This window comes from Micromonospora sp. NPDC051543, assembly GCF_044454415.1.
Lineage (GTDB): Bacteria > Actinomycetota > Actinomycetes > Mycobacteriales > Micromonosporaceae > Micromonospora.
In genome coordinates this window covers 91,920-112,161 of record NZ_JBITDT010000006.1, presented here as the reverse complement: position 1 = coordinate 112,161, position 20,242 = coordinate 91,920, and the positions used below count along the sequence as shown (strand labels likewise).

At 70.3% G+C, this 20,242-nt stretch carries 19 protein-coding genes; 10 read left to right on the top strand and 9 right to left on the bottom strand.

Annotation, left to right across the window (positions count from 1 at the left end; genetic code table 11):
• Positions 1 to 238 precede the first annotated feature (238 nt).
• The 3 genes from ACIA3K_RS12725 to ACIA3K_RS12715 form a co-directional block, all read right to left on the bottom strand.
• Complete coding sequence (locus tag ACIA3K_RS12725; protein ID WP_396801286.1) at positions 239 to 1,333, bottom strand: S8 family serine peptidase; 1,095 nt, start codon at positions 1,331 to 1,333, stop codon at positions 239 to 241.
• Positions 1,334 to 2,747: 1,414 nt separating this feature from the next.
• A complete protein-coding gene (locus ACIA3K_RS12720; protein ID WP_396800951.1) occupies positions 2,748 to 3,206 on the bottom strand; it encodes a hypothetical protein in 459 nt (152 codons plus the stop codon).
• A gap of 89 nt (positions 3,207 to 3,295) precedes the next feature.
• Complete coding sequence (locus ACIA3K_RS12715) at positions 3,296 to 3,490, bottom strand: acyl-CoA carboxylase subunit epsilon (RefSeq protein WP_396800949.1); 195 nt, start codon at positions 3,488 to 3,490, stop codon at positions 3,296 to 3,298.
• A 90-nt stretch (positions 3,491 to 3,580) separates the two neighbouring features.
• On the opposite strand from ACIA3K_RS12715, the gene ACIA3K_RS12710 reads away from it, so the two are divergent.
• Together ACIA3K_RS12710 and ACIA3K_RS12705 are read left to right on the top strand one after the other, a co-directional pair.
• Positions 3,581 to 5,563: a protein kinase gene (locus ACIA3K_RS12710; protein ID WP_396800948.1), complete on the top strand. Its 1,983-nt coding sequence runs from the start codon at positions 3,581 to 3,583 to the stop codon at positions 5,561 to 5,563.
• An 87-nt stretch (positions 5,564 to 5,650) separates the two neighbouring features.
• Entirely contained in the window at positions 5,651 to 5,884 is a 234-nt protein-coding gene (locus tag ACIA3K_RS12705; RefSeq protein ID WP_396800947.1) for a hypothetical protein, read from the top strand.
• Positions 5,885 to 5,966: 82 nt separating this feature from the next.
• Here ACIA3K_RS12705 and ACIA3K_RS12700 read toward each other — a convergent pair whose 3' ends face one another.
• Together ACIA3K_RS12700 and ACIA3K_RS12695 are read right to left on the bottom strand one after the other, a co-directional pair.
• On the bottom strand, positions 5,967 to 6,719 hold the full coding sequence (locus ACIA3K_RS12700) for a GH25 family lysozyme (protein WP_396800945.1): 753 nt from the start codon (positions 6,717 to 6,719) through the stop codon (positions 5,967 to 5,969).
• Positions 6,720 to 6,847: 128 nt separating this feature from the next.
• Positions 6,848 to 7,399 (bottom strand): Uma2 family endonuclease, encoded by a 552-nt coding sequence (locus ACIA3K_RS12695; protein ID WP_396800943.1) that lies wholly within the window; start codon positions 7,397 to 7,399, stop codon positions 6,848 to 6,850.
• A gap of 101 nt (positions 7,400 to 7,500) precedes the next feature.
• Between ACIA3K_RS12695 and ACIA3K_RS12690 the strand changes: the two genes are divergently transcribed.
• The 4 genes from ACIA3K_RS12690 (at position 7,501) to ACIA3K_RS12675 (ending at position 10,684) form a co-directional block, all read left to right on the top strand.
• Positions 7,501 to 8,244 (top strand): M50 family metallopeptidase, encoded by a 744-nt coding sequence (locus tag ACIA3K_RS12690; RefSeq protein WP_396800942.1) that lies wholly within the window; start codon positions 7,501 to 7,503, stop codon positions 8,242 to 8,244.
• 37 nt (positions 8,245 to 8,281) lie between these two features.
• A complete protein-coding gene (locus ACIA3K_RS12685) occupies positions 8,282 to 9,265 on the top strand; it encodes a ketopantoate reductase family protein (protein ID WP_396800940.1) in 984 nt (327 codons plus the stop codon).
• A 62-nt stretch (positions 9,266 to 9,327) separates the two neighbouring features.
• Complete coding sequence (locus tag ACIA3K_RS12680; RefSeq protein ID WP_396800939.1) at positions 9,328 to 9,828, top strand: SigE family RNA polymerase sigma factor; 501 nt, start codon at positions 9,328 to 9,330, stop codon at positions 9,826 to 9,828.
• A complete protein-coding gene (locus ACIA3K_RS12675) occupies positions 9,821 to 10,684 on the top strand; it encodes a hypothetical protein (RefSeq protein WP_396800938.1) in 864 nt (287 codons plus the stop codon). Before ACIA3K_RS12680 ends, ACIA3K_RS12675 begins: the two co-directional genes overlap by 8 nt.
• A 128-nt stretch (positions 10,685 to 10,812) precedes the next feature.
• Here ACIA3K_RS12675 and ACIA3K_RS12670 read toward each other — a convergent pair whose 3' ends face one another.
• A complete protein-coding gene (locus ACIA3K_RS12670) occupies positions 10,813 to 12,396 on the bottom strand; it encodes an acyl-CoA carboxylase subunit beta (RefSeq protein WP_396800936.1) in 1,584 nt (527 codons plus the stop codon).
• Positions 12,397 to 12,481: 85 nt separating this feature from the next.
• Between ACIA3K_RS12670 and ACIA3K_RS12665 the strand changes: the two genes are divergently transcribed.
• Entirely contained in the window at positions 12,482 to 13,357 is an 876-nt protein-coding gene (locus tag ACIA3K_RS12665) for a biotin--[acetyl-CoA-carboxylase] ligase (protein ID WP_396800934.1), read from the top strand.
• 176 nt (positions 13,358 to 13,533) lie between these two features.
• Positions 13,534 to 14,106, top strand: a complete 573-nt coding sequence (locus ACIA3K_RS12660) for a PH domain-containing protein (protein WP_396800933.1) — start codon at positions 13,534 to 13,536, stop codon at positions 14,104 to 14,106.
• Positions 14,107 to 14,152: 46 nt separating this feature from the next.
• Here ACIA3K_RS12660 and ACIA3K_RS12655 read toward each other — a convergent pair whose 3' ends face one another.
• The 3 genes from ACIA3K_RS12655 to ACIA3K_RS12645 form a co-directional block, all read right to left on the bottom strand.
• Positions 14,153 to 14,785: a MaoC/PaaZ C-terminal domain-containing protein gene (locus ACIA3K_RS12655; protein WP_396800932.1), complete on the bottom strand. Its 633-nt coding sequence runs from the start codon at positions 14,783 to 14,785 to the stop codon at positions 14,153 to 14,155.
• Positions 14,782 to 15,480, bottom strand: a complete 699-nt coding sequence (locus ACIA3K_RS12650; RefSeq protein ID WP_396801284.1) for a GtrA family protein — start codon at positions 15,478 to 15,480, stop codon at positions 14,782 to 14,784. The genes ACIA3K_RS12655 and ACIA3K_RS12650 overlap by 4 nt, the downstream gene beginning before the upstream one ends.
• Before the next feature lie 63 nt (positions 15,481 to 15,543).
• Entirely contained in the window at positions 15,544 to 16,080 is a 537-nt protein-coding gene (locus tag ACIA3K_RS12645) for a GtrA family protein (protein ID WP_396801283.1), read from the bottom strand.
• Positions 16,081 to 16,522: 442 nt separating this feature from the next.
• Between ACIA3K_RS12645 and ACIA3K_RS12640 the strand changes: the two genes are divergently transcribed.
• Positions 16,523 to 18,373, top strand: coding sequence for a phosphoenolpyruvate carboxykinase (GTP) (locus tag ACIA3K_RS12640; RefSeq protein WP_396800930.1), 1,851 nt, complete (start codon positions 16,523 to 16,525; stop codon positions 18,371 to 18,373).
• 31 nt (positions 18,374 to 18,404) lie between these two features.
• Positions 18,405 to 19,265: a hypothetical protein gene (locus tag ACIA3K_RS12635; RefSeq protein ID WP_396800928.1), complete on the top strand. Its 861-nt coding sequence runs from the start codon at positions 18,405 to 18,407 to the stop codon at positions 19,263 to 19,265.
• The last annotated feature ends 977 nt before the right edge of the window (positions 19,266 to 20,242 follow it).

Below are 20,242 nucleotides of genomic sequence, written 5' to 3'. Positions count from 1 at the left end.
CGTTCCCGGCCCTCACCGCCGCGCCGCGCGCCGCCGTGCCGCGCGCCGCAATGATCAACTCAACTTCCAGCAAACCGCGGCATCCCAGGCCACCGGACACCCCAACCTCAAGGAACCCGAGTCGATCGAGGACGCCCGCCGCCGTGGTCCACTCGGCTTCCAGTAAAACCGGGGCATCCCGAGCCACCGGACACCCCAACCTCAAGGATCCCGAGTCGATCGAGGACGCCCGGCACGCCTAGCGACTGATTCTGGGCGGCGGGTCATCTCCGCGCCGCCGACGCCGTGCCACGAAGGCCCACCCAGCCCCAACGGCGACGATCACGCCAAGGGCGGCAAAGCCCCGAACCGCCGAGCCGGCATTGTCGTCCGGCCGAGCATCGGCCGTGCCGGCTGGCGCGCTCACCGATTCAAACCCCAGCGGAGGTACGTCCGCCGTCAGTGCCGCCACAAGATCGATCACGCCGTACCCGTACTCGTCGTCCCGGCCGGGCGGCCCTTTGTCAACGGCTGTGGCCGTGAGCCGGTGGGCCACTTCCTGCGCCGGCAGGTAGGGATACTTCGACCTGATCAACGCCGCCGCCCCGGCCACAATCGCCGCGGCATCGGAGGTGCCGGTGCCCTTACGGTACTTGCCGTCAATGCTCGTGCTGTAAATATCGACTGCAGGTGCGACCACATCAATCTCAGGACCGGTTACAGAGATGTCTGCATGATTCCCGTCGCGACCTACTCCTCCGACCGCGATGACTGCATCCTCCGATGCTGGATAACCAACGGCAGCATCCCCTGGCTTGTTGCCGGCGGCTGCAACCAGAACGACGTCAGCAGCAACTGCTGCTTCGATCGATTGCTGCAACGGGATTCCGGCGCCACCGACCGAAGAAATGCAGATCACGTCTGCCCCATTTCGAACGGCATAATCAACGCCAGCTGCTAGGGCGTCGGGCTCCCCTTGGCCGTCACTGGAGGTGTCGCGTATCGGCAAAATTTTTGCGTCTGGTGCCATGCCTAGGGCGCCCAGAGCGTCTCCTCTTCCGTGGGCGGCGATTAATCCGGCCATGCCAGTGCCGTGGCTGTTCTGGTCGTTCTTTCCGTCGCCCTCTCCGGATATCAAGTCGATTCCATCCAGCAAATTTTTGTCTAGATCGGGATGAGGTTGAACTCCCGTGTCCGGAACTGCGACAACAATCCCTGCCCCTCGAGTGATCCGCTGTGCGTCGCGGACCTTGAGGTAGTTTAGGTGCCACTGATCTGCCCGGACTAGTTCGGCCTCGGTGGGTTCTAAAGTTAGCTGGCTGGCTGCCCCTGCGAACAGGGACGTTGGCGCGATTAGGACCAGAGAGGCAGCCCAAGCTGCCAAACTCTGCGGAATAAGGTAGGTCACCGATCGAGGCCGATGGCAGGTCCTGGGTCAGATGGCCCTGGCTCGTCCGGAGAGCGGACGACTGGGCTTACACCCTTTTCGGTCTCCCAAGGGTGGTCGGGGTCCCAATTCCTCCCGTTCCTATCGCCCTCTGTTTCGTTTGTGCGGCCGGGGGGAGAGTAGGAGCCGAAATTGCTCCCTAAGCCTGGGGTGCCGCCACCGATGGGCGGCAAGCCCTGTGCTCCGGAAGCGCCTCGACCGCTGCCCGGTCGCGTACCGGCACCGCCGGTCGGCGTGGTCCCGGCACCGCCGCCGCCGATTACGCCGCCGATCGGATTTACCTTGCGGGCGGAATTGCCGCCAGGTGAAGGTGAGTTAGCCCCGAAGCCAGGCGTGGCGCCAATTATGCCGTTAGTCGGCGTAGGCCGAGGCGGTGGAACGTGTGGAACTCCGCTGTTAGATCCGCGAGTGGGTCGTTCCATGCTGTTCGTCTGCCCTTGTGGCGGCAAGAGCGGGCGGGCAGGCGAGCTGGTCGATATTTGGGCCGTACCGTAGCCGATGGTTGGGCTGTTCGATGTGACGCCCTGCAACCCTGTGTTTATCGGAGTTGGTGCGGTGCCGAGCCCAGCGCTGCCTAGTACTGGTCCAACTCCACCGGCGGATTGAATAGGATTCGTCTTGGTCGCAACATTCGGTGAGAGCTGCGGCGCGGCTGTATCCGGCCTAACGGGGACGGGAACAATCGGCGGGATCGTTGGGCCCGGAGCAGAGTCGTAGGCGTCTGTGGTGGACGGATCTCGTCGTGACCGAGGGGGTGGGGGTGGGGGTTTTTGGAGGGTGGCTTGGGCTTGTTGTAATTCGCCACTCAGGTTGAACATCATTGCCCGCGCCTGCACGTTCAGCCGTTCCAGGTCGCTGTCCGTCACCGGCGCGTCCACGACCCGATTGCCCATGACCGCCTTGGGGTCGGCGGCGGTGGCCTCGTACGCCCGCTTCTGTTGGAGCTTTGTCGCGTACTCCTCGTGGAGCTTGCGGAGCTCAGCGCGCGTGGTGCCGATGGCCTGGGTGGCGGCGGACAGCGCGGTGTAGTTGGCGGCGGCGGCGTCGTGGGTGTGTCGCACCTTGGCGATCAGGTCGTCGAGTTGGGCGAGGTACGTGCCGGAGGCGGCGCTGGTTTCGGGGGGCCATGCCTCGGCGAGGCCCCGCCGGTACTCCTGAAGTCGGCCGAGGTGGATCTGGGCGAGGTCGCAGACCTTGCGCCAGCCGGCGACCTGTTTCCAGTGGCTGGTGGTGTCGTGGTCCTGGAGGCACGCCCACATGCTGTTGAGGTCCATCAGGTGCCAGTCGGTCTGGCTTGAGGTGCGGCCGCCACCACGCTCGATCACGGGAGGACCACCGGCCTTTCGCTGTCGGGGCCGGTGGGGTCGCTCAGTGTCGGCGTCCGGCTGCCGGGCAGGACGCTTCCCGGGTCGGCGAGGGCGTGTTGGACGTCCACGGCGCGGGCGGCGGAGAAGGCGTCGCTGTCGGCGTACTGGGTGGCGACCCGGTCGGCGACGGCGGCCAGGTGGCCGGTGGCGCCGCGGACGGCGTACACCATGTCGGTCGTGGCCTGCTGCGTCTCGTGGTGGGCGTGCAGGAAGGTGACCAGTTCGACGAACGCGTCGCAGGGGTTGGGCACCTTCGCGGACATGTCTTCGGCGATGTACGGCAGGTGGGGCGCGTAGTTGTTCTCGACCTCGGCGGCGAGCCGGTCGGCGAACTCGCGGAGTTGACGGATGTCGGCCTCGATGCCGCCGTAGCCGTGCAGCCAGGGCGCCGGCTGGTCCTCTTCGGGGATCATCGACCCTCCCTGTCCGTCACCGCACCGTTTCCCTCAGTGAGATTAACGGCTAACCGCCATCCTGGCAGCCCCCACCGGGGCGGCCCGGGTCAGCGAGGGAGACCGGAAGCGCGCCAGGTGTCGGGGCGGGCCGGCCGGCCGCTGCGCGCCCAGGCGGACGTGGCGGCCGGCGCGGGTGGGGTGGCCGGTCGGGACCGCACGATGACCGCCCCGATCAGGGCGGCCAACTCCTCGGCGGTGGGCGCGCCGCGGACGACCCGGAACAGCGGCTCTTCGGCAGGCATGCCGCCAGCGTACGCGGCCCGAAGTCACGTCACACGCACAGTGGCGTGCCGGCGGTGTGACCGTCGGCGGGTCCGGGTACCGTCTCACCGATGTCGAACGCGCTTCCCCAACTCGTCGCTGACCGATACCGGCTTCTGTCGCCGCTCGGCCAGGGTGGCATGGGTCGGGTGTGGAAGGCGCGCGACGAGGTGTTGCACCGCGACGTCGCCATCAAGGAGTTGGTGCCGCCGCCCGGCCTCACCGACGAGGAACGCCGCGAGATGCGGGAGCGGTCGCTGCGCGAGGCGCGGGCCATCGCCCGGCTGAACCACGTCAACGTGGTACGCATCTTCGACGTTCTGCGCACCGACGGCGACCCGTGGATCGTCATGGAGTACGTGGCGTCGAGGTCGTTGCAGGACACTCTCGCCGAGGACGGGCCGGTGTCGGTCGCCCGCACGATCGAGATCGGCCTGGGCGTGCTGGGCGCGCTGAACGCGGCGCACAAGGCGGGCGTCATGCACCGCGACGTCAAGCCGGGCAACGTGCTGCTGGGCGAGGACGGCCGGGTGGTGTTGACCGATTTCGGCCTCGCCACGATCCCCGGTGACCCGAACGTCACCCGTACCGGCATGGTGCTCGGCTCGCCCGCGTACATCTCGCCGGAACGGGCCCGGGAGGGCACCGCCGGGCCGGAGGCCGACCTGTGGTCGCTGGGCGCGACGCTCTACGCGGCGGTGGAGGGCAAGTCGCCGTACGCGCGGCCCTCCGCCATCGCCACGCTGGCCGCGTTGGCCACCGAGCCGATGCCGCCGCCGAAGAACGCCGGCCCGCTCAAGCCGGTGCTCAACGGGCTGCTCCAGAAGGACCCGAACGAGCGGATCACCGCCGAGGTGGCCGAGCGGCTGCTGCGCCGCGCCGCCGGAAAGCGGTCGCGGGGCATCTCGCTGCTCGACGGCGTGCGCCGGCCGGGGCCGAACGGCCCGCGTGAGCCGCGTCCGCCGCTCGTGCCGGCACCCCGCCCGGCCGAGGAGGTCGCCGACCGCCCGGTGTCGCCGCCGGCTCCGCGTACCCCGGGGCCGGTAGCCGCTGCTGCGTCCGGGCCGGCGGTGGCCGACGCGACGCCGACGGAGGTCGTGCCGGCCGGCGCGGACGCCGAGCCGACGGCCACGGTCCCGGCCGAGCCCACGGCGAAGATCGACCGCCCGTCCGAGGCCGAGCCGACCGCGACGGTGCCGGCCGCCGACGACAAGACCGATGACGGTACGCCGGCGGGCGACGACGAGCCGACGGCCGTCGACGGCCCGCCGCCGGTCGCGCCGGAGCAGCGCAAACCCTCGGCGCCCACGTCGGTCATGCCGCCGGTGGGTCCGGCGGGGCGCGCGGCGGTGCCGCAGTTCGAGGGTACGAAGCCGGACAACACCCGCCGGAACGTGCTGATCGGTGCGCTGGTGGCCCTGCTGCTGATCGGCCTCGTGGTGATCGTGCCGATGCTGACCAAGGGCGACGACAACGAGACCCCGCAGGCCGACCCGACGTCCGCCGCCGCGACCTCCGCAGCCCCGACGACCGCCCCGGCGGCGCCCCCGCCGACGAGCGCCGCTGCCAGCCCGACTCCGTCGGCCACGCCGTCGGCCGACCCGAACGCGCTGCCGGCGGGCTGGACGCTGCACAAGGGGCCGACCTTCTCCATCCCGCTCCCACCCGGTTGGAGCGGCCGCCAGACCGGCTCGGACACGGCCGTCTTCAACCAGTCCGGCGGGCCCGGCAAGATGCTGGTCCAGTGGACCCCCACCCCGCTGAAGGACGCGGTCGCCGACTGGAAGGAAAAGGAACCGTACCGTCGGAATCTGGTCAGCAACTACCAGTTGGTGGGCAGCATCAAGGCCTGTGACTGGTATCGGACCTGCGCCGACTGGGAGTGGTTGGAGACCCGGAACAACACCCGCATCCACGTGCGCAATCGGGGCTTCGTGACCGCCAGCAACCGGGGCTACGCCATCCGGTGGGAGATCGCGGAGAAGGACTGGCAGGCCAACCTCGCCAACTTCGACCAGATCGTCAAGGGCTTCAAGCCCGACCGGGTCAACTGAACCGCGTTCCGCACCTGCACGAACCTCTCCCGCATGTTCTTGCGTCGTTCGGGGTATCTGATCTCCAACGACGGAGGGAGGTGCGACATGGGTTACCGATACAGGAACGCCCGGCCCCGGCTGGCACTGTGGATGCTCGTCGCACTCGGGGATGTGGCACTGCTGCTGATCAGCGTTGGGCTTCCGGTACTCGTCGCGCTGTTCGGCGTCGTCGCCATCGCCGTTGGCGCGGTGGGCGTCCGGCGGCTCAGCCGGCGGGACGCGGTCGTCCGCGAGGAAGCTCCGGTGATGGTGCCGGCGATCAGCCGACGGCGGGCCTGACCCGTAACCGGTGGTGTGGCGGCAGCCGGACCGATTGTGCACCGTGCGGTGATAGTCGATCCCGCTGCCGCCAACGGCCCGGTCAGGTGTTGTTCGCGAGGGCGACGAGGCGACTCCGGTCGCCGTTCCAGTAGTTGCGGTCCACGTTGCCGCTGATCCCGGAGACCGAACCCGTGCTGGTGTACTGCCAGAAGCTCCACACCGAAGCGCCGGCCGGCAGGGCGCCGGGGGTGCTCGACCAGCGGGCCAGCCAGAGCGGGTGGTTCGCCCACGGGCCGGTCCAACTGCCGGTGCACTGGTTCCACCAGCTCGTGGTGGTGTAGATGACCGCGTACCGGCCGGTGCGCGAACGGTAGGTGTTCAGGAAGTCCTGCACCCAGTTACGCATTCCGGTGGTGCTGAGGCCGTAGCAGTAGCCGCCGCTGTACGGGTTGGCCTCGATGTCCAGCGCGGCCGGCAGGGTGCGGCTGTCCGCCGACCACGCGCCACCGTTGGAGGCCAGGTAGTTGGCCTGGGTCGAGCCGGCGGAGATGTTGGGCCGGGCGAAGTGGTACGCCCCGCGGATCACCCCGGCGTTGTAGGCGTTGACGTAGTTCGTGTTGAAGGCGGAGTCCTTGACGCTGGTGCCCTCGGTCGCCTTGATGAAGGCGAACTCGATGCCCGCGTTCCGGACGCTGGTCCAGTTGATGCTGCCCTGGTAGTGGGACACGTCGACGCCGGCGGTGGTGGCCGCCGCCGCCGGACCGGCGGTCGCGACCAGGGCGGCCGCCGCGGTGGCGAGGACGGTGAGGCCGGCCGCGAGCGCGCGGCGCAGCGATGATCGGGTACGGGCCATGAGTGCCTCCAGGGACGCCGGTCTATTGACGCCCATCTTTGGAGTTAAGTGCCCTTGATCGCAAGAGTTGTAGAGAAAACTTTCATTGACGGCTGTCGGTGGTCGCCGCGGTTGCGGTGGGTCAACGATCAGCGCAGGGTGGCGGGGTCGAGCTGCCAGCGGAACGGCTCCGCGATGCTCAACGTCTCGCCGGCCTTGGCGACCTGGTCCTCGACGTAGTGCTCGCCGTCGAGCCGGTACAGGCGCAGCGAGTGACCGTCGCCGTCCTGCTCGACCAGCAGGTACCAGGGGATCCGCGCGATGGCGTAGAGCTGCATCTTGACCAGGCGGTCGGCGGCAGCGTTGCCCGGCGAGACGATCTCGCACACCAGCACCACCTCGGCGGCCTCCACGGCCGTGCCCTCGTCGTCGGTGTCAGCGACGACGACGTCCGGGATGACGATCCGGTCCGGCCCAAGCCGAACGTTGACCGCCTCGAAAGCGAGGAAGGATCGTGGCCTCACCGCACGACGCAGGCTGTAGACCAGTTCCCACGACACCAGTTGGTGCCGCTTGCTCGGGGCAGGGCTCACGATCAGGCTCCCGTCGAGCAGCTCGATTCGGTCCGGGGTCTCACCCAGGGCGAAATAGTCGGCCTCGGTCCAGAGACCGAGGTGGTGTCCCAGGGGTTCCGCGCTCATCGGCCCTCACCTCCCGCTTCACTCGCCACCCGATCAGTCTCACAGGATACGAGCCGGTGCCTCGGCAGCGACACGGAACGCCGCCGGTAGGCTCGCGCCCCATGATGTCGATCGACGGACTGGGCGACATGTGGGACACGCTGTTCAGCGCGCAGCCGGATCCGCCCCCGCTGCTGGTGCTGATCACCGCGGCCGTCGCGCTGGTGGTGGTCTCCACCCGGTTGCCCTGGCGGATCGCCCGCAACGCCATCACCATCGCCCACGAGGGCGGGCACGCGCTCGTCGCTCTGCTCACCGGTCGCAAGCTGCGTGGCATCCGGCTGCACTCGGACACGTCCGGGCTGACGCTCTCCGCCGGTCGACCCACCGGGCCGGGCATGATCCTGACCCTGCTCGCCGGGTACGTCGCCCCGCCGCTGATCGGGTTGGCCGGCGCCTGGCTGCTCGGCGGTAACCGGATCACCCTGCTGCTCTGGGTCGCGGTGGCGCTGCTGCTCGCCATGCTGGTCATGATCCGCAACGCGTTCGGCGTGGTGTCGCTGCTGGTCACCGGGGCGCTGGTGTTCGCCGTCTCGTGGTACGCGACGCCGCAGGTGCAGGCCGCGTTCGCGTACACCGGGGTGTGGTTCCTGCTGCTCGGCGGGGTACGGCCGGTGGTGGAGCTGCAACGCCTGCGCGCGCGTGGCCGGATGCCCGCCTCCGACGCCGACCAGCTTGCCGGGCTGACCCCGTTCCCGGCGTTCTTCTGGGTCATGTTCTTCGCCCTGGTCAACCTGGTCGCCCTGGTAGCCGGCGCCCTCCTGCTGACCGGCCCCATCCTCACCGACGCCGGCCTAACCCTCTGACGACGGGGTGCGTCGGGGCGGCGGGCAGAATGGGCCCATGCGATACGTGATCATCGGGGCGGGCGCGGTCGGCGGGACCATCGGCGTACGGCTGGCGCAGGCCGACCGGGACGTGACGCTGGTGGCCCGCGGCGCGCACCTGGACGCGATCCGGCAGCGCGGCCTGACGCTGCGGCAGCCAGACGGCGACGTGACCGCCCGGCTCGCCGCCGTCGACGGCCCGGGTGACCGGCCGCTGCCCGCCGACACGGTGCTGGTGCTCACCGTGAAGTCGCAGGACACCGAGGCCGCGCTGGCGACGTGGGTGGACGCCCCGGTCGCCGGCGGTGGTACGGCCGGTGAGCGACTGCCGCTGGTCACCGCGCAGAACGGGGTGGCGAACGAGCGGGCCGCCCTGCGGCTCTTCGCCGACGTGCACCCGGTCTGTGTCTGGCTGCCGGCCACCCACCTGGACCCGGGCGTGGTGGTGGCGAACGGGCATCCGCACCCCGGGATGCTCCACATCGGCCGCTATCCGGGCGGCGCCGACGACACCGACCGGGCGATCGCCGCCGACCTGACCGCCGCCGGTTTCGTCGCGCCGGTCCGCGAGGACGTGCTGCGCTGGAAGTACGGCAAGCTGCTCAGCAACCTCGGCAACGGCCTTCAGGCGCTGCTCGGGGAGGACATCCCGGACGCCCTCGTCGAGCGGGTACGCGCCGAGGGCGTCGCCGCGCTCGCCGCCGCCGGTATCCCGCACACCTCCCCGGCCCAGGAGCGGGCCGAACGCGGTGACCTGGTCCAGCAGCGCCCGGTCGGCGGCGCCGACCGGTCCGGCGGCTCCACCTGGCAGAGCCTCGCCCGGGGCACCGGCTCGACCGAGGTCGACCACCTCAACGGCGAGGTCGCGCTGCTCGGCCGGCTGCACGGTGTGCCGACGCCCGCCAACGTGGCCGTGCAGCGGGCGGTACGGCAGGCCACCCGGCAGCGGATCGCGGCCGGTGCGTTCCCGCTCGCCGAGCTGGAGAAGATGATCGCCTGAACGTGGCAACCGGAGGCCCCGCACGGCGCGTGTTCCCTGCGACCGACACGGGGAGGTAACGGGTGCCGGACGTCGACGGGTTCGACGAGTTCTACCGGGGGAGCCGACAACGGCTGCTCGGTTTCGTCTACGCCCTCACCGGCGATCGGGTCGAGGCCCAGGACGCGGTGCAGGAGGCGTACATCCGGGCCTGGCAGCGGTGGTCGACGATCAGCGGGTACGACGACCCGGAGGCCTGGGTACGGGTGGTGGCCAGCCGCATCGCCGTCAGCCGGTGGCGCAGCCTGCGCAGTCGCGCCCGCGCGTACCTGCGGCACGGGGCGACCGAGACCGTCCCCGGGCCCGGCACCGACACCGTCGAGGTGGTCGCCGCCCTGCGTCGGCTGCCCGAGGAGCAGCGTGTCGCCATCGCGCTGTACTACCTGGTGGGCATGCCGGTCGCCGAGGTGGCGCGGGAGACCGCCGCCCCGGTCGGCACGGTCAAGGCCCGCCTCTCCCGGGGGCGCGCCGCGCTCGCCGGCCTGCTCGCCGTCTCTGACCTGGAGGAGGCCACCGATGCGTGACGACCCGACGTTCATCGACCGGATCCAGCGCGACCTGAGTGACGTGCGGTGGCCGGAGCCGCAGGAGATCCGGGCCCGGGCCCGCCGGCGCAGTCGCCGGACGGTGGCGCTGGCGACCGTCGCCGTGCTCGCGGCGGTGACCGGGCCGGTGTATGCGCTCAAGGAGCGCACGTCGGCTCCGCCCGATGCCGCCGTGCCCGCCTCGACGCAGAGCCCCGCCCGGGCGGAGATCCCACTCGACTCCCTGGTGGCGGTCACCGAGGTGCCGGTGGGCAGCGTCGTGCCGCTCGGTGACGCCGGCCTCGGTGAGGCCGTCCGGTTGGACCCGACATTGCAGAGGTGCGGCGACGACCGGGGCGTGCCGACGGTTCCCGCGTACTCCCGATACTCGCGTTCGCAGACCCTGTTGTCGCCCACCAAAAAAGGCCGCGCTCCGGCGCGGGTCGAACTCAGTCAGGACGTCTATCGACTCGATCCGCTGGTCGGCGCGCGAATCTTCACTCACCTGAGGGCGCTGCTCGACGCCTGCCCCGACTGGCATTCCGTCCAGTCGGTCGTGGCGGCTGGCGAGACGACGTTGAACGAGAGCAGGCACGCCTGGGAGACGGCGGCGAGCAACTTCGCCGGTGACGAGTCGATTCTGGTGCGGCACGTCGCGTTCGCCCCCGACGGCCCGCCCACCGGTAGGACGCTCCAGCGTTCCACCCCGGTCGGGATGACCGTGGTGGTCCAGGTCGGCGACCTGGTGACAGTGCTGGAAGCCAGTCCGGACCTGGGACTGCGCGACGCGGATCTGGAGGCGCTGGGCCGGGTGGCCGCCCGACGACTGTGCGCCGCCGCCAACCCGGCCTGCTGACTGCCGGCAGTGCGGCGAAGATCCGCGCAACTTCGGCGATGTTGCTGCCTCCCGCCGCCGGGAAGCAGCAGTTTCCCCGAAGTTGCGCGGATCAAGCGAAGCGCGCGGACCAAGCGATCAGGCCGGCGTCAGAGCGGGATGTTGCCGTGCTTCTTCGGAGGCAGGGTCTCGCGCTTCGTGCGCAGGACGCGCAGCGCCCGGACGATCTGGGTACGCGTCTCGTGCGGCGCGATCACCGAGTCGACGTACCCGCGTTCGGCCGCCACGTACGGGTTGGCCAGGGTGTCCTCGTACTCGGCGATCTTCTGGGCCCGGACCGCCGCCGGGTCCTCGGCGCCGGCCAGCTCGGAGCGGTAGAGGATGTTCACCGCTCCCTGCGCGCCCATCACGGCGATCTGCGCGGTCGGCCAGGCGAAGTTCAGGTCCGCGCCGAGGTGCTTCGAGCCCATCACGTCGTACGCCCCGCCGTAGGCCTTGCGGGTGATCACGGTGACCTTGGGGACGGTCGCCTCGGCGTACGCGTAGATGAGCTTGGCGCCCCGGCGGATGATGCCGTCCCACTCCTGGCCGGTCCCGGGCAGGAACCCGGGCACGTCGACGAAGGTCAGCACCGGGATGTTGAACGCGTCGCAGGTGCGTACGAACCGGGCGGCCTTCTCGGAGGCGGCGATGTCCAGGGTGCCGGCGAAGTGCATCGGCTGGTTGGCGACCACGCCGACCGGCCGGCCCTCCACCCGGCCGTAGCCGATGACGATGTTCTGCGCGTAGAGCGGCTGGACCTCCAGGAACTCCCCGTCGTCCAGGACGTGCTCGATGACGGTGTGGATGTCGTACGGCTGGTTGGCCGAGTCCGGGATGAGCGTGTCCAGCTCACGGTCCTCGTCGGTGACGTCGGGATCCGCGTCGACGGAGAAGACGACCGGCTCGTCGAGGTTGTTCGACGGCAGGTACGACAGCAGCGCCTTGACGTAGTCGACCGCGTCGTCCTCGTCGCTGGCGAGGTAGTGGGCGTTGCCGCTGCGCGTGTTGTGCGTACGGGCCCCGCCCAGCTCCTCCATCCCGACGTCCTCGCCGGTGACCGTCTTGATCACGTCGGGGCCGGTGATGAACATGTGGGAGGTCTGGTCGACCATGACGGTGAAGTCGGTGACCGCCGGGGAGTAGACCGCGCCGCCGGCGCAGGGCCCCATCACCAGCGAGATCTGCGGGATGACCCCGGACGCGCGCACGTTCCGGAAGAAGATCTCCCCGTACCGGCCGAGCGACACCACGCCCTCCTGTATGCGGGCGCCGCCGGAGTCGTTGATGCCGATCACCGGGCAACCGATCTTCATGGCGAGGTCCATCACCTTGACGATCTTCTCGCCGAAGACCTCGCCGAGGGAGCCACCGAAGACGGTGAAGTCCTGGGCGAAGACGCACACCTGCCGGCCGTCGACCGTGCCGTAGCCGGTCACCACGCCGTCGCCGTACGGGCGGTTGCGCTCCAGCCCGAAGGCGGTGGACCGGTGCCGGGCCAGCTCGTCCAGCTCGACGAAGGAGCCCTCGTCGAGCAGCATGTCGATCCGCTCGCGGGCGGTCTTCTTGCCGCGGGCGTGCTGCTTCTCGACCGCGCGCGCCGACCCGGCGTGCACCGCCTCGTCGACCCGGCGCTCCAGGTCCGCCAGCTTGCCGGCAGTGCTGTGGATGTTGGTCCCGGTCTCGGTAGTCACCCAGGGAATATAACGATGGTTCAGGTGGGGGCATCTGTGCAGTACGCCTCAACGCCGGCACCACTCGCCGCCGTAGGCTGACGGAATGCCGGGCTCCCCGTACACCGATCTGGACCGACCGCCGCTGTCGGCGGCCCGGCTGCGGCGCGCGCTGGTCGCGCCGAACGGACCGTGGGCCCGCCTGGAGCTGTACGCCGAGACGGGCTCCACGAACGCGGACGTGTCCGAGGCTGCCGCGGCGGGCGAGCCGGAAGGGCTGGTCGTGGTCGCGGAGCGGCAGACCGCCGGGCGGGGTCGGCGCGGCCGGGTCTGGCAGTCGCCGCCGCGCGCGGGCATCGCCACCAGCGTCCTGCTGCGGCCCGGCGACGCCGCGCCGGACCGCGGCTGGGCACCGGTCCCACCCACGGGGTACGGCTGGCTGCCGCTCCTCGCGGGCGTCGCGCTGGTCGAGGCGGTGGCCCGGCTGGCCGAGCTGGACGCCGCTCTGAAGTGGCCCAACGATCTGCTGATCGGCGACGCGAAGTGTGCCGGCGTGCTGGCCGAGGCGGTGCCGGGGCGCTCGCCGGCCCAACCGCCCGCCATCGTCCTCGGCATCGGCCTCAACGTGACCCTGCGGGCCGAGGAGCTGCCGGTGAACCCGACCGGGTTGCCGGCCACCTCGCTGCAACTGGCCGGCGCGGCGGCCACCGACCGGGATCCGCTGCTCCGGGCGCTGCTGCGCTCGGTGGCGGACTGGTACGACCGCTGGCGCACCGCAGGCGGGGACGCCCAGGCCAGTGGCCTGCGCGACGCCTACCTGGAGTCCTGCGCGACGATCGGTCGCGAGGTACGGGTCCTGCTGCCCAACGGCGAGACCCAGACCGGCACCGCCACCGGCATCGACAACGACGGCCAACTCCAGCTCACCACTCCCACGGAAACCCGATCCATCGCCGCCGGAGACGTGCTCCACCTGCGCTGAGCCCCCCTGCGCGGCGATCTTGCACTTTCTGTCGTGGCGTACCGGGCTCAAGGCCGCGTAACGGCGACCGAAAGTGCAAGATCGCGGAAGCTCGGGTGGGGCCGCGTGGCGGATGTCGCCGAGTGGCTTTCGGGGATTACGGTCGGCGCGTCAAAGAAAAGGCGTTGGAGGTTGTCGTGGCGTTCCCCGAAGACGTGCTCACGAAGGACGAGCACGTCGTGCTGCACCTGCACCCGCACTGGAAGGCTCTGGTCCGGCCGATCCTGGTGCTGGTCCTCGCCATCGCCGCCGTGGTGGTCGGCGTGCTCCTGCTGCCCGAGAGTTCCGGCGGTTCGATCGCGTTGGCCGTGATCGGCGCGATCGGCCTGGTCGCGGTCCTCTGGCTCGGTCTGTGGCCGTTCCTGGTCTGGCGTACCACCCATTACCTGTTCACCAACGAGCGCGTGCTGTTGCAGCAGGGTGTGTTCTCCCGGGACCGGCGGGACCTTCCGCTCACCCGGATCAACGACCACTCGATGAACCAGCACTTCTTCGAGCGGCTGCTCGGCTGCGGCACCCTCACCATCGAGTCCGCCGGCGAACGCGGCCAGTCGGTGCTCAAGGACGTACCGGGGGTCGGCCGGGTGCAGACCACCCTCTACGAGCTGGTCGAGGCGCAGCACGACAAGCACTCGCTGGGCGACGGGGAGATGCGCGACATCCTCGCCGACATGCGCGAGGGCAAGCCGCTGCGCGACACCACGAGCTGAGCCGATCGGCACTGACCACTCCGGCCCGAGGACCGGGTCGGAGTGGTCAGGTGTGCTGAGCGGCCCCGGCCGCCGCCGGCCCCGCCGAAGCCTGTTCCGCCCCAGCGTGATCCGTCCCAGCCTGCTCAGCCGGAGCCGGAGTCGGTGCGGTCGAGGGCGGCCCGGCCTCGGGGTCTGTCTCGACCGGCCGTAGCGCGAACCAGCCACGGAAGCGTGTCCGCAGCACCTCCTGCTCGGGCCGGTTGTCCGGGCCGAGGCGGAGCATGGTGCCGGTGAGGATGACGGTGCCGAGCCCCGCGCGAGCGTCCGAGGGGCGCGCGCCCATCACGTCGACCCGGACGGCGAGACGGTCGCCGGCACGGACCGGGGCGAGCCACCGCAACTCCTCCAGGCCGGGGGAGGCGTCCGCCGCCGCGCGGGACAGCAGGTGATCGACATACGCCCGCATGAACAGGCTGACCGTGTAGAAGCCGCTGGCGATGACCCCGCCGTACTGACTGGCCTCGGCCAGCTCCTGGTCGACGTGGTACCACTGCGGGTCGAAGCGCCGGGCGAAGGCCCGCATCTCGTCGCCGTCCACGCTCACCGTCCCGAGGTCGACGGTGAGTCCCGGGACGAGGTCCTCGAAGAACAGCTCGGCGGGCGCCCCGGTTCCGGAGCGGGAGGCGGGAGCCGTCACCGGCGGGGTGCGCGACGCGTGCCGGCGTGCAGCTCCGCGGCGAGTTCCGCGTCCAGGTCGGCGGTCATCGGTCGCCCCTGCACGGGAGCGGCACCGGTCGCTCCGGGTGTCGGGCCGGGCCGGTCGGCGGACTCCGCCTCTTCCAGCTCGGAGACCGATTCGGCCAGCTCGGCGACCGGGTCCATCTCGGCCATGGTGTCCCACTCGTCGCGCGGGATGTCATGCCAGGTGGGCTCGGTCTTCGTGTCGTCCTCGGCCGGCGTGACGGGCTGGAAGACGAAGGTCCGGTAGGACCAGAAGCGGAACAGGGTGGCCAGCAGGACACCGGCGGTCTTCGCCACGTTCAGCGCCAGCAGGCCGTGTACGCCGAGGCCGTACTTGGCCGCGGCCACCGCGCCCAGTTCGATGAGCAGGCCGGCACCGTTGAACAGGAAGAACAGGACGTACTCCCGGCGAAGCGCCGATTTCGGGCGATCCCGGTACGTCCAGTGGCGATTCATCAGATACGACGTGATCGTGGCGACGATCGTCGCGATCACGGTCGCCTTCAACTGACCGTTGACGAAAACGGTAAGTGCAAGGACATTGAACACCGCGTAATTGATGACGGTGTTGATGCCGCCGACGATGCCGAATTTGAGCGCCTCGTGGATGAACTTCTGCCAGCGCTCAGGCAGCAGACGGACAAGACGCATGCGAAACACCTTAGGGCAGTCGGTAGAGCCGGCGGTCACCGGCCGGACGAGGTGGGCGACAGGTCACGCCCCGTGATCCCGGTCGTCCTCCACCTGCGGAACGACCGGAGTTCCCGCTTCGACGAAGACGAACCGCCGGTAGGACCAGAATCGGAACAGCGTCCCGAGGCCGGTGCCCACGACGAAGCTGGCGATGTTGTCGGCCAGTTGGGTCTGGAAGACGGCGGGCCAGATGCTGCCGAGCCCGTAGCGGCTGATCGCGAGGCATCCCACCGCGATCCCCAGGCCGACAGCGTTGAAGAAGAAGAACAGCGCGTACTCCCGCGCCGGGTTGCTGCGCTGGCGGTGCCGCCAGGTCCAGAAGCGGTTGCCCAGGAAGGCGAAGGTCGCGGCGATCACGGTCGAGATGGTCTTGGCCGTCACCTGCTCCATACCGCGCGCCGTCGTCAGGTAGTTGAAGAGCGCGAAGTCGATGAGGAAGGCGATCCCGCCCACCGTGGCGAACTTGCTCAACTCGCGCACGAGGTGACCGAAACGGTCGAGCAGTGCGCGGACCAGACCCGGTCGGGTCTGCCGGGGGCCCGGTTGCTCCCCGGTCATCGTGGCGGCCACGGGGCGAGCCTACCGGCTGTGGAGGTGTCGGCGGGGGAGCAACGGCGAGGGGGACATCGTCGCCCATCGCGGCCCTGTCTGCCGGTGTGCCGCCGTTGAACGCAGCGTAACCAGAAGGGAGGACTGACGCGCCTCGGAACGGGAATCCGCGAACCGGTCGGCAGGGTGGGTTGACGGCCCGACCGCAACACGCGTCGACCGGGGGTGCACAACAAGATTTGCGTGAAACTGCGCAGGAAAGCGGGTATCAGATCGTGATACCGCAGCGTGGCCGTACCTTGTGCAGTTCTTCACAACCAGTCCCACTGACTCGGAAGGCTGCCCGGTTTACGCTGAGCCCAATCCCAGGTTTCCACGAAGGCGGCGCTTCGCGTCGCTGAGACTCGTGCATCCCATAGATCGGTCAGCGTCGACCACAAGGAGATGTGTCATGGTTGCTCCGGCTGTAGTGCGGGGTATCGATCAGGCCCCGACGTCCCATCCGAAACTGCTTGCCTGGGTCCGTGAGGTCGCGGAACTGACCACCCCCGACCGGGTCGTGTGGGTGGACGGGTCCGACGAGGAGTGGCGTCGCCTCACCGATGAGCTGGTCGAGGCCGGCACCCTCATCCGGTTGAACCCGGAGAAGAAGCCGAACTCGTTCTACGCGCGCACCGACCCGTCCGACGTCGCGCGGGTCGAGGAGCGCACCTACATCTGCTCTGTCGACGAGGCGGACGCCGGCCCCACCAACAACTGGATGGCGCCGGCCGAGATGAAGCGGACGATGACCGAGCTGTACCGCGGATCGATGCGCGGTCGCACCATGTACGTCATCCCGTTCGTGATGGGCCCGGTCGAGGCCGAGAGCCCGATGTTCGGTGTCGAGATCACCGACAGCCCGTACGTGGTGGCGTCGATGCGCATCATGACCCGGATGGGCGCGGCGATCCTCGAGGCGATGGGCGACGACGCGGACTTCGTGCACGCGCTGCACTCGATCGGCGCCCCGCTCGCCCCGGGCCAGCAGGACGTGCCGTGGCCCTGCAACGAGACCAAGTACATCTCGCACTTCCCGGAGACCCGCGAGATCTGGTCGTACGGCTCCGGGTACGGCGGCAACTCGCTGCTCGGCAAGAAGTGCTACTCGCTGCGTATCGCCAGCGTGATGGGCCGGGACGAGGGTTGGCTCGCCGAGCACATGCTCATCCTCAAGATCACCTCGCCGGAGGGCAAGGTCCACCACATCGCCGGGGCCTTCCCGTCCGCCTGCGGCAAGACCAACCTGGCCATGGTGGAGCCGACCATCCCGGGCTGGAAGGTCGAGACCATCGGCGACGACATCGCCTGGATGCGGTTCGGCCCGGACGGCCGGCTCTACGCGGTCAACCCGGAGTACGGCCTCTTCGGCGTCGCGCCCGGCACCGACTGGAAGACCAACGCCAACGCCATGCGCACGCTGGACCGCGGCAACTCGGTCTTCACCAACGTGGGCCTCACCGACGACGGTGACGTCTGGTGGGAGGGCATGGGGGAGCCCCCGGCGCACCTGATCGACTGGAAGGGCAACGACTGGACGCCGGAGAGCGACAGCCTCTCCTCGCACGCGAACAGCCGGTTCTGCACCCCGATCACGCAGTGCCCGATCCTCGCCGACGAGTACTTCGACCCGAACGGCGTACCGATCGACGCGATCCTCTTCGGTGGCCGCCGCAAGGACACCATTCCGCTGGTGACCGAGGCCCGCGACTGGGTGCACGGCGTCTACATGGGCGCGACGCTCTCGTCCGAGACGACGGCCGCCGCGTCCGGCGCGGTGGGCGTGGTCCGCCGCGACCCGATGGCGATGCTGCCCTTCATCGGCTACCACGCGGGCGACTACTTCCGGCACTGGATCGAGATGGGCAAGGGCGCCGACGGCGACGAGGCCAAGCTGCCGAAGATCTACTACGTCAACTGGTTCCGCAAGGACCCGGACGGCTCGTTCCTGTGGCCGGGCTTCGGCGAGAACTCCCGGGTGCTCAAGTGGATCGTCGAGCGGATCGAGGGCACGGCCGACGCGGTCGAGACCCCGGTGGGCATGGTCCCGGCGCAGGACGCGCTCGACGTCGAGGGACTGGACATGACCCCGGAGGACGTCCGGATCGCGCTCAAGGTCGACCCGGACGAGTGGCGCAACGAGCTGCCGATGATCACCGAGTGGTTCGAGAAGTTCGGTGACAAGCTGCCCGGCGTGCTGTGGGCCGAGTTGGACGCGCTGCGCGCCCGACTGGACGCGGCGCAGCCCCAGCGCCAGGTGTGAACATCGCCCGTCGCGGGCAACAACGGATTCCATGAGGACGGCCGCCGAGACCGAGGTCCGGCGGCCGTCTGCCGTCCGCGCGCTCACCCTCCTGCTCGCGACGACAGCGGCGGCCACCGTCGTGGTCGAGCTGCTCAATTGGTGGTACGCCCCGGAGCAGGGCTTCGGTCTGGCCGTACGCACCGGCTGGGCCATGCTGCGCTCGTTCGGCTTTCTGCTGCTGATCGGGCACGTGCGAAGGGGCCGGACGGTGGCCCGCCCGTTCGGGTTGATCCTCGCGGTCACCACGATCTTCGCCGTCGGCCGGCTGATCGTGCCCCGGCAGGGAGTGCCGCCGCTGCCGGGACTGCTCGGCTTCGCCGCGCTCACCGCGCTGTGTGTGGCGGTGGTCTGGCTGCTATACCGCTCGTCGGCGCTCGCCGAGCATCTGGTTCGGCACCGGCCCCGGCTGGTCATCGACAAGACCGGCATCTCGTGGCGGGAGACGCCTCCGCGCCGGCCACAGGCGAGCGCGTGGTTGTTGACCAGCCGCGTGGCGGCGTTCACCTACAGCCCGCTGATGCTGGTGCCGGCGCTGGTGGCCGGGGGCGCCATCCTGGACGATCGCCTCTCCGCCGTGCCGGCCGTGCTGTTCTGGTTCGGCGCCGGCATCGCGGCCAGCTACGCCGTGCTGTTCTGCACCGCGTTCCTGATGCGTGGCAAGGACTGGGCGCGGAGCCTGCTGGTCGTCGTCACGCTGGGCGTACTCGCGGTGGACCTGCCGCTGTGCTGGTGGCTGCTGGGCCTGGACGGTCTGATCCGCGACGGCGCCCCCCTGGTAGCCGCCGCAACCCTGGCCCTATACGGCCTACGCCGGTCGGCGCGGGCGTCCGACGCCGCCATCCCCGTCTGACAGCCCGCACGCGGGCCCGCGCGAGGCATTGGGGCCGGCGGGGTTGGTGCGAGGGCTGTCGAGCTGCCCCGGATATGGACCGCCGACCCCCCGTAGCCCTCGGTGGCAGGCTTCCCGGCGGTGGCAGGCTTCCCGGCGGTGGCAGGCTTCCCGGCGGTGGCAGGTCTCCCGGCGGTGGCAGCCTTCCCGGCGGTGGCGAGGCTCAAGGGCCGGCGGGGTGCTCCGGGGCCTATGGGGTTGGTGCGAGGGCTGTCGAGCTGCCCCAGATATGGACCGCCCCCCCGTAGCCCCGGCGGCAGCGCGCGGTCGGGGCGGTTGCCCTGCCCCATTGATGGGGCAGCTCGACAGGCAGCGCACCAGGCGGCACGGGTGCCGGTGCGGACCCGCCGGTCCGGGCGTCGACCAACGGGCGGCAGCGCGCGGTCGGGGCGGTTGCCCTGCCCCGTCCATGGGGCAGCTCGACAGGCAGCGCACCAGACGGCACGGGTGCCGGTACGGACCCGCCGGTCCGGGCGTCGACCGACGGAGGGCAGCGCGCGGTCAGGGTGGTTGCCCTGCCCCATTGATGGGGCAGCTCGACAGGCAGCGCACTAGGCGGCACGGGTGCCGGTGCGGACTCGTCGGTCCGGGCGTCGACCGACGGGTGGCAGCGCGCGGTCGGGGCGGTTGCCCTGCCCCATTGATGGGGCAGCTCGACAGGCAGCGCACTAGGCGGCACGGGTGCCGGTGCGGACTCGTCGGTCCGGGCGTCGACCGACGGGTGGCAGCGCGCGGTCGGGGCGGTTGCCCTGCCCCATTGATGGGGCAGCTCGACAGGCAGCGCACTAGGCGGCACGGGTGCCGGTACGGACTCGTCGGTCCGGGCGTCGACCAACGGGCGGCAGACGGCGGCATGCGGGCGGGCGGCCATGCGGGCGGTCAAGCGGGCGGCTAAGCGGGCGATGCGGCAGCGGCGTGGGCGGGCGGCAGAGCGGCAG

Excerpts from the sequence above, each read along its gene's own strand:
- ACIA3K_RS12720 (WP_396800951.1), bottom strand. The coding sequence starts at position 3,206 with ATGATCCCCGAAGAGGACCAGCCGGCGCCCTGGCTGCACGGCTACGGC.
- ACIA3K_RS12715 (WP_396800949.1), bottom strand. The coding sequence starts at position 3,490 with ATGCCTGCCGAAGAGCCGCTGTTCCGGGTCGTCCGCGGCGCGCCCACC.
- ACIA3K_RS12710 (WP_396800948.1), top strand. The coding sequence starts at position 3,581 with ATGTCGAACGCGCTTCCCCAACTCGTCGCTGACCGATACCGGCTTCTG.
- ACIA3K_RS12705 (WP_396800947.1), top strand. The coding sequence starts at position 5,651 with ATGGGTTACCGATACAGGAACGCCCGGCCCCGGCTGGCACTGTGGATG.
- ACIA3K_RS12700 (WP_396800945.1), bottom strand. The coding sequence starts at position 6,719 with ATGGCCCGTACCCGATCATCGCTGCGCCGCGCGCTCGCGGCCGGCCTC.
- ACIA3K_RS12695 (WP_396800943.1), bottom strand. The coding sequence starts at position 7,399 with ATGAGCGCGGAACCCCTGGGACACCACCTCGGTCTCTGGACCGAGGCC.
- ACIA3K_RS12690 (WP_396800942.1), top strand. The coding sequence starts at position 7,501 with ATGATGTCGATCGACGGACTGGGCGACATGTGGGACACGCTGTTCAGC.
- ACIA3K_RS12685 (WP_396800940.1), top strand. The coding sequence starts at position 8,282 with ATGCGATACGTGATCATCGGGGCGGGCGCGGTCGGCGGGACCATCGGC.
- ACIA3K_RS12675 (WP_396800938.1), top strand. The coding sequence starts at position 9,821 with ATGCGTGACGACCCGACGTTCATCGACCGGATCCAGCGCGACCTGAGT.
- ACIA3K_RS12665 (WP_396800934.1), top strand. The coding sequence starts at position 12,482 with ATGCCGGGCTCCCCGTACACCGATCTGGACCGACCGCCGCTGTCGGCG.
- ACIA3K_RS12650 (WP_396801284.1), bottom strand. The coding sequence starts at position 15,480 with ATGCGTCTTGTCCGTCTGCTGCCTGAGCGCTGGCAGAAGTTCATCCAC.
- ACIA3K_RS12645 (WP_396801283.1), bottom strand. The coding sequence starts at position 16,080 with ATGACCGGGGAGCAACCGGGCCCCCGGCAGACCCGACCGGGTCTGGTC.
- ACIA3K_RS12640 (WP_396800930.1), top strand. The coding sequence starts at position 16,523 with ATGGTTGCTCCGGCTGTAGTGCGGGGTATCGATCAGGCCCCGACGTCC.
- ACIA3K_RS12635 (WP_396800928.1), top strand. The coding sequence starts at position 18,405 with ATGAGGACGGCCGCCGAGACCGAGGTCCGGCGGCCGTCTGCCGTCCGC.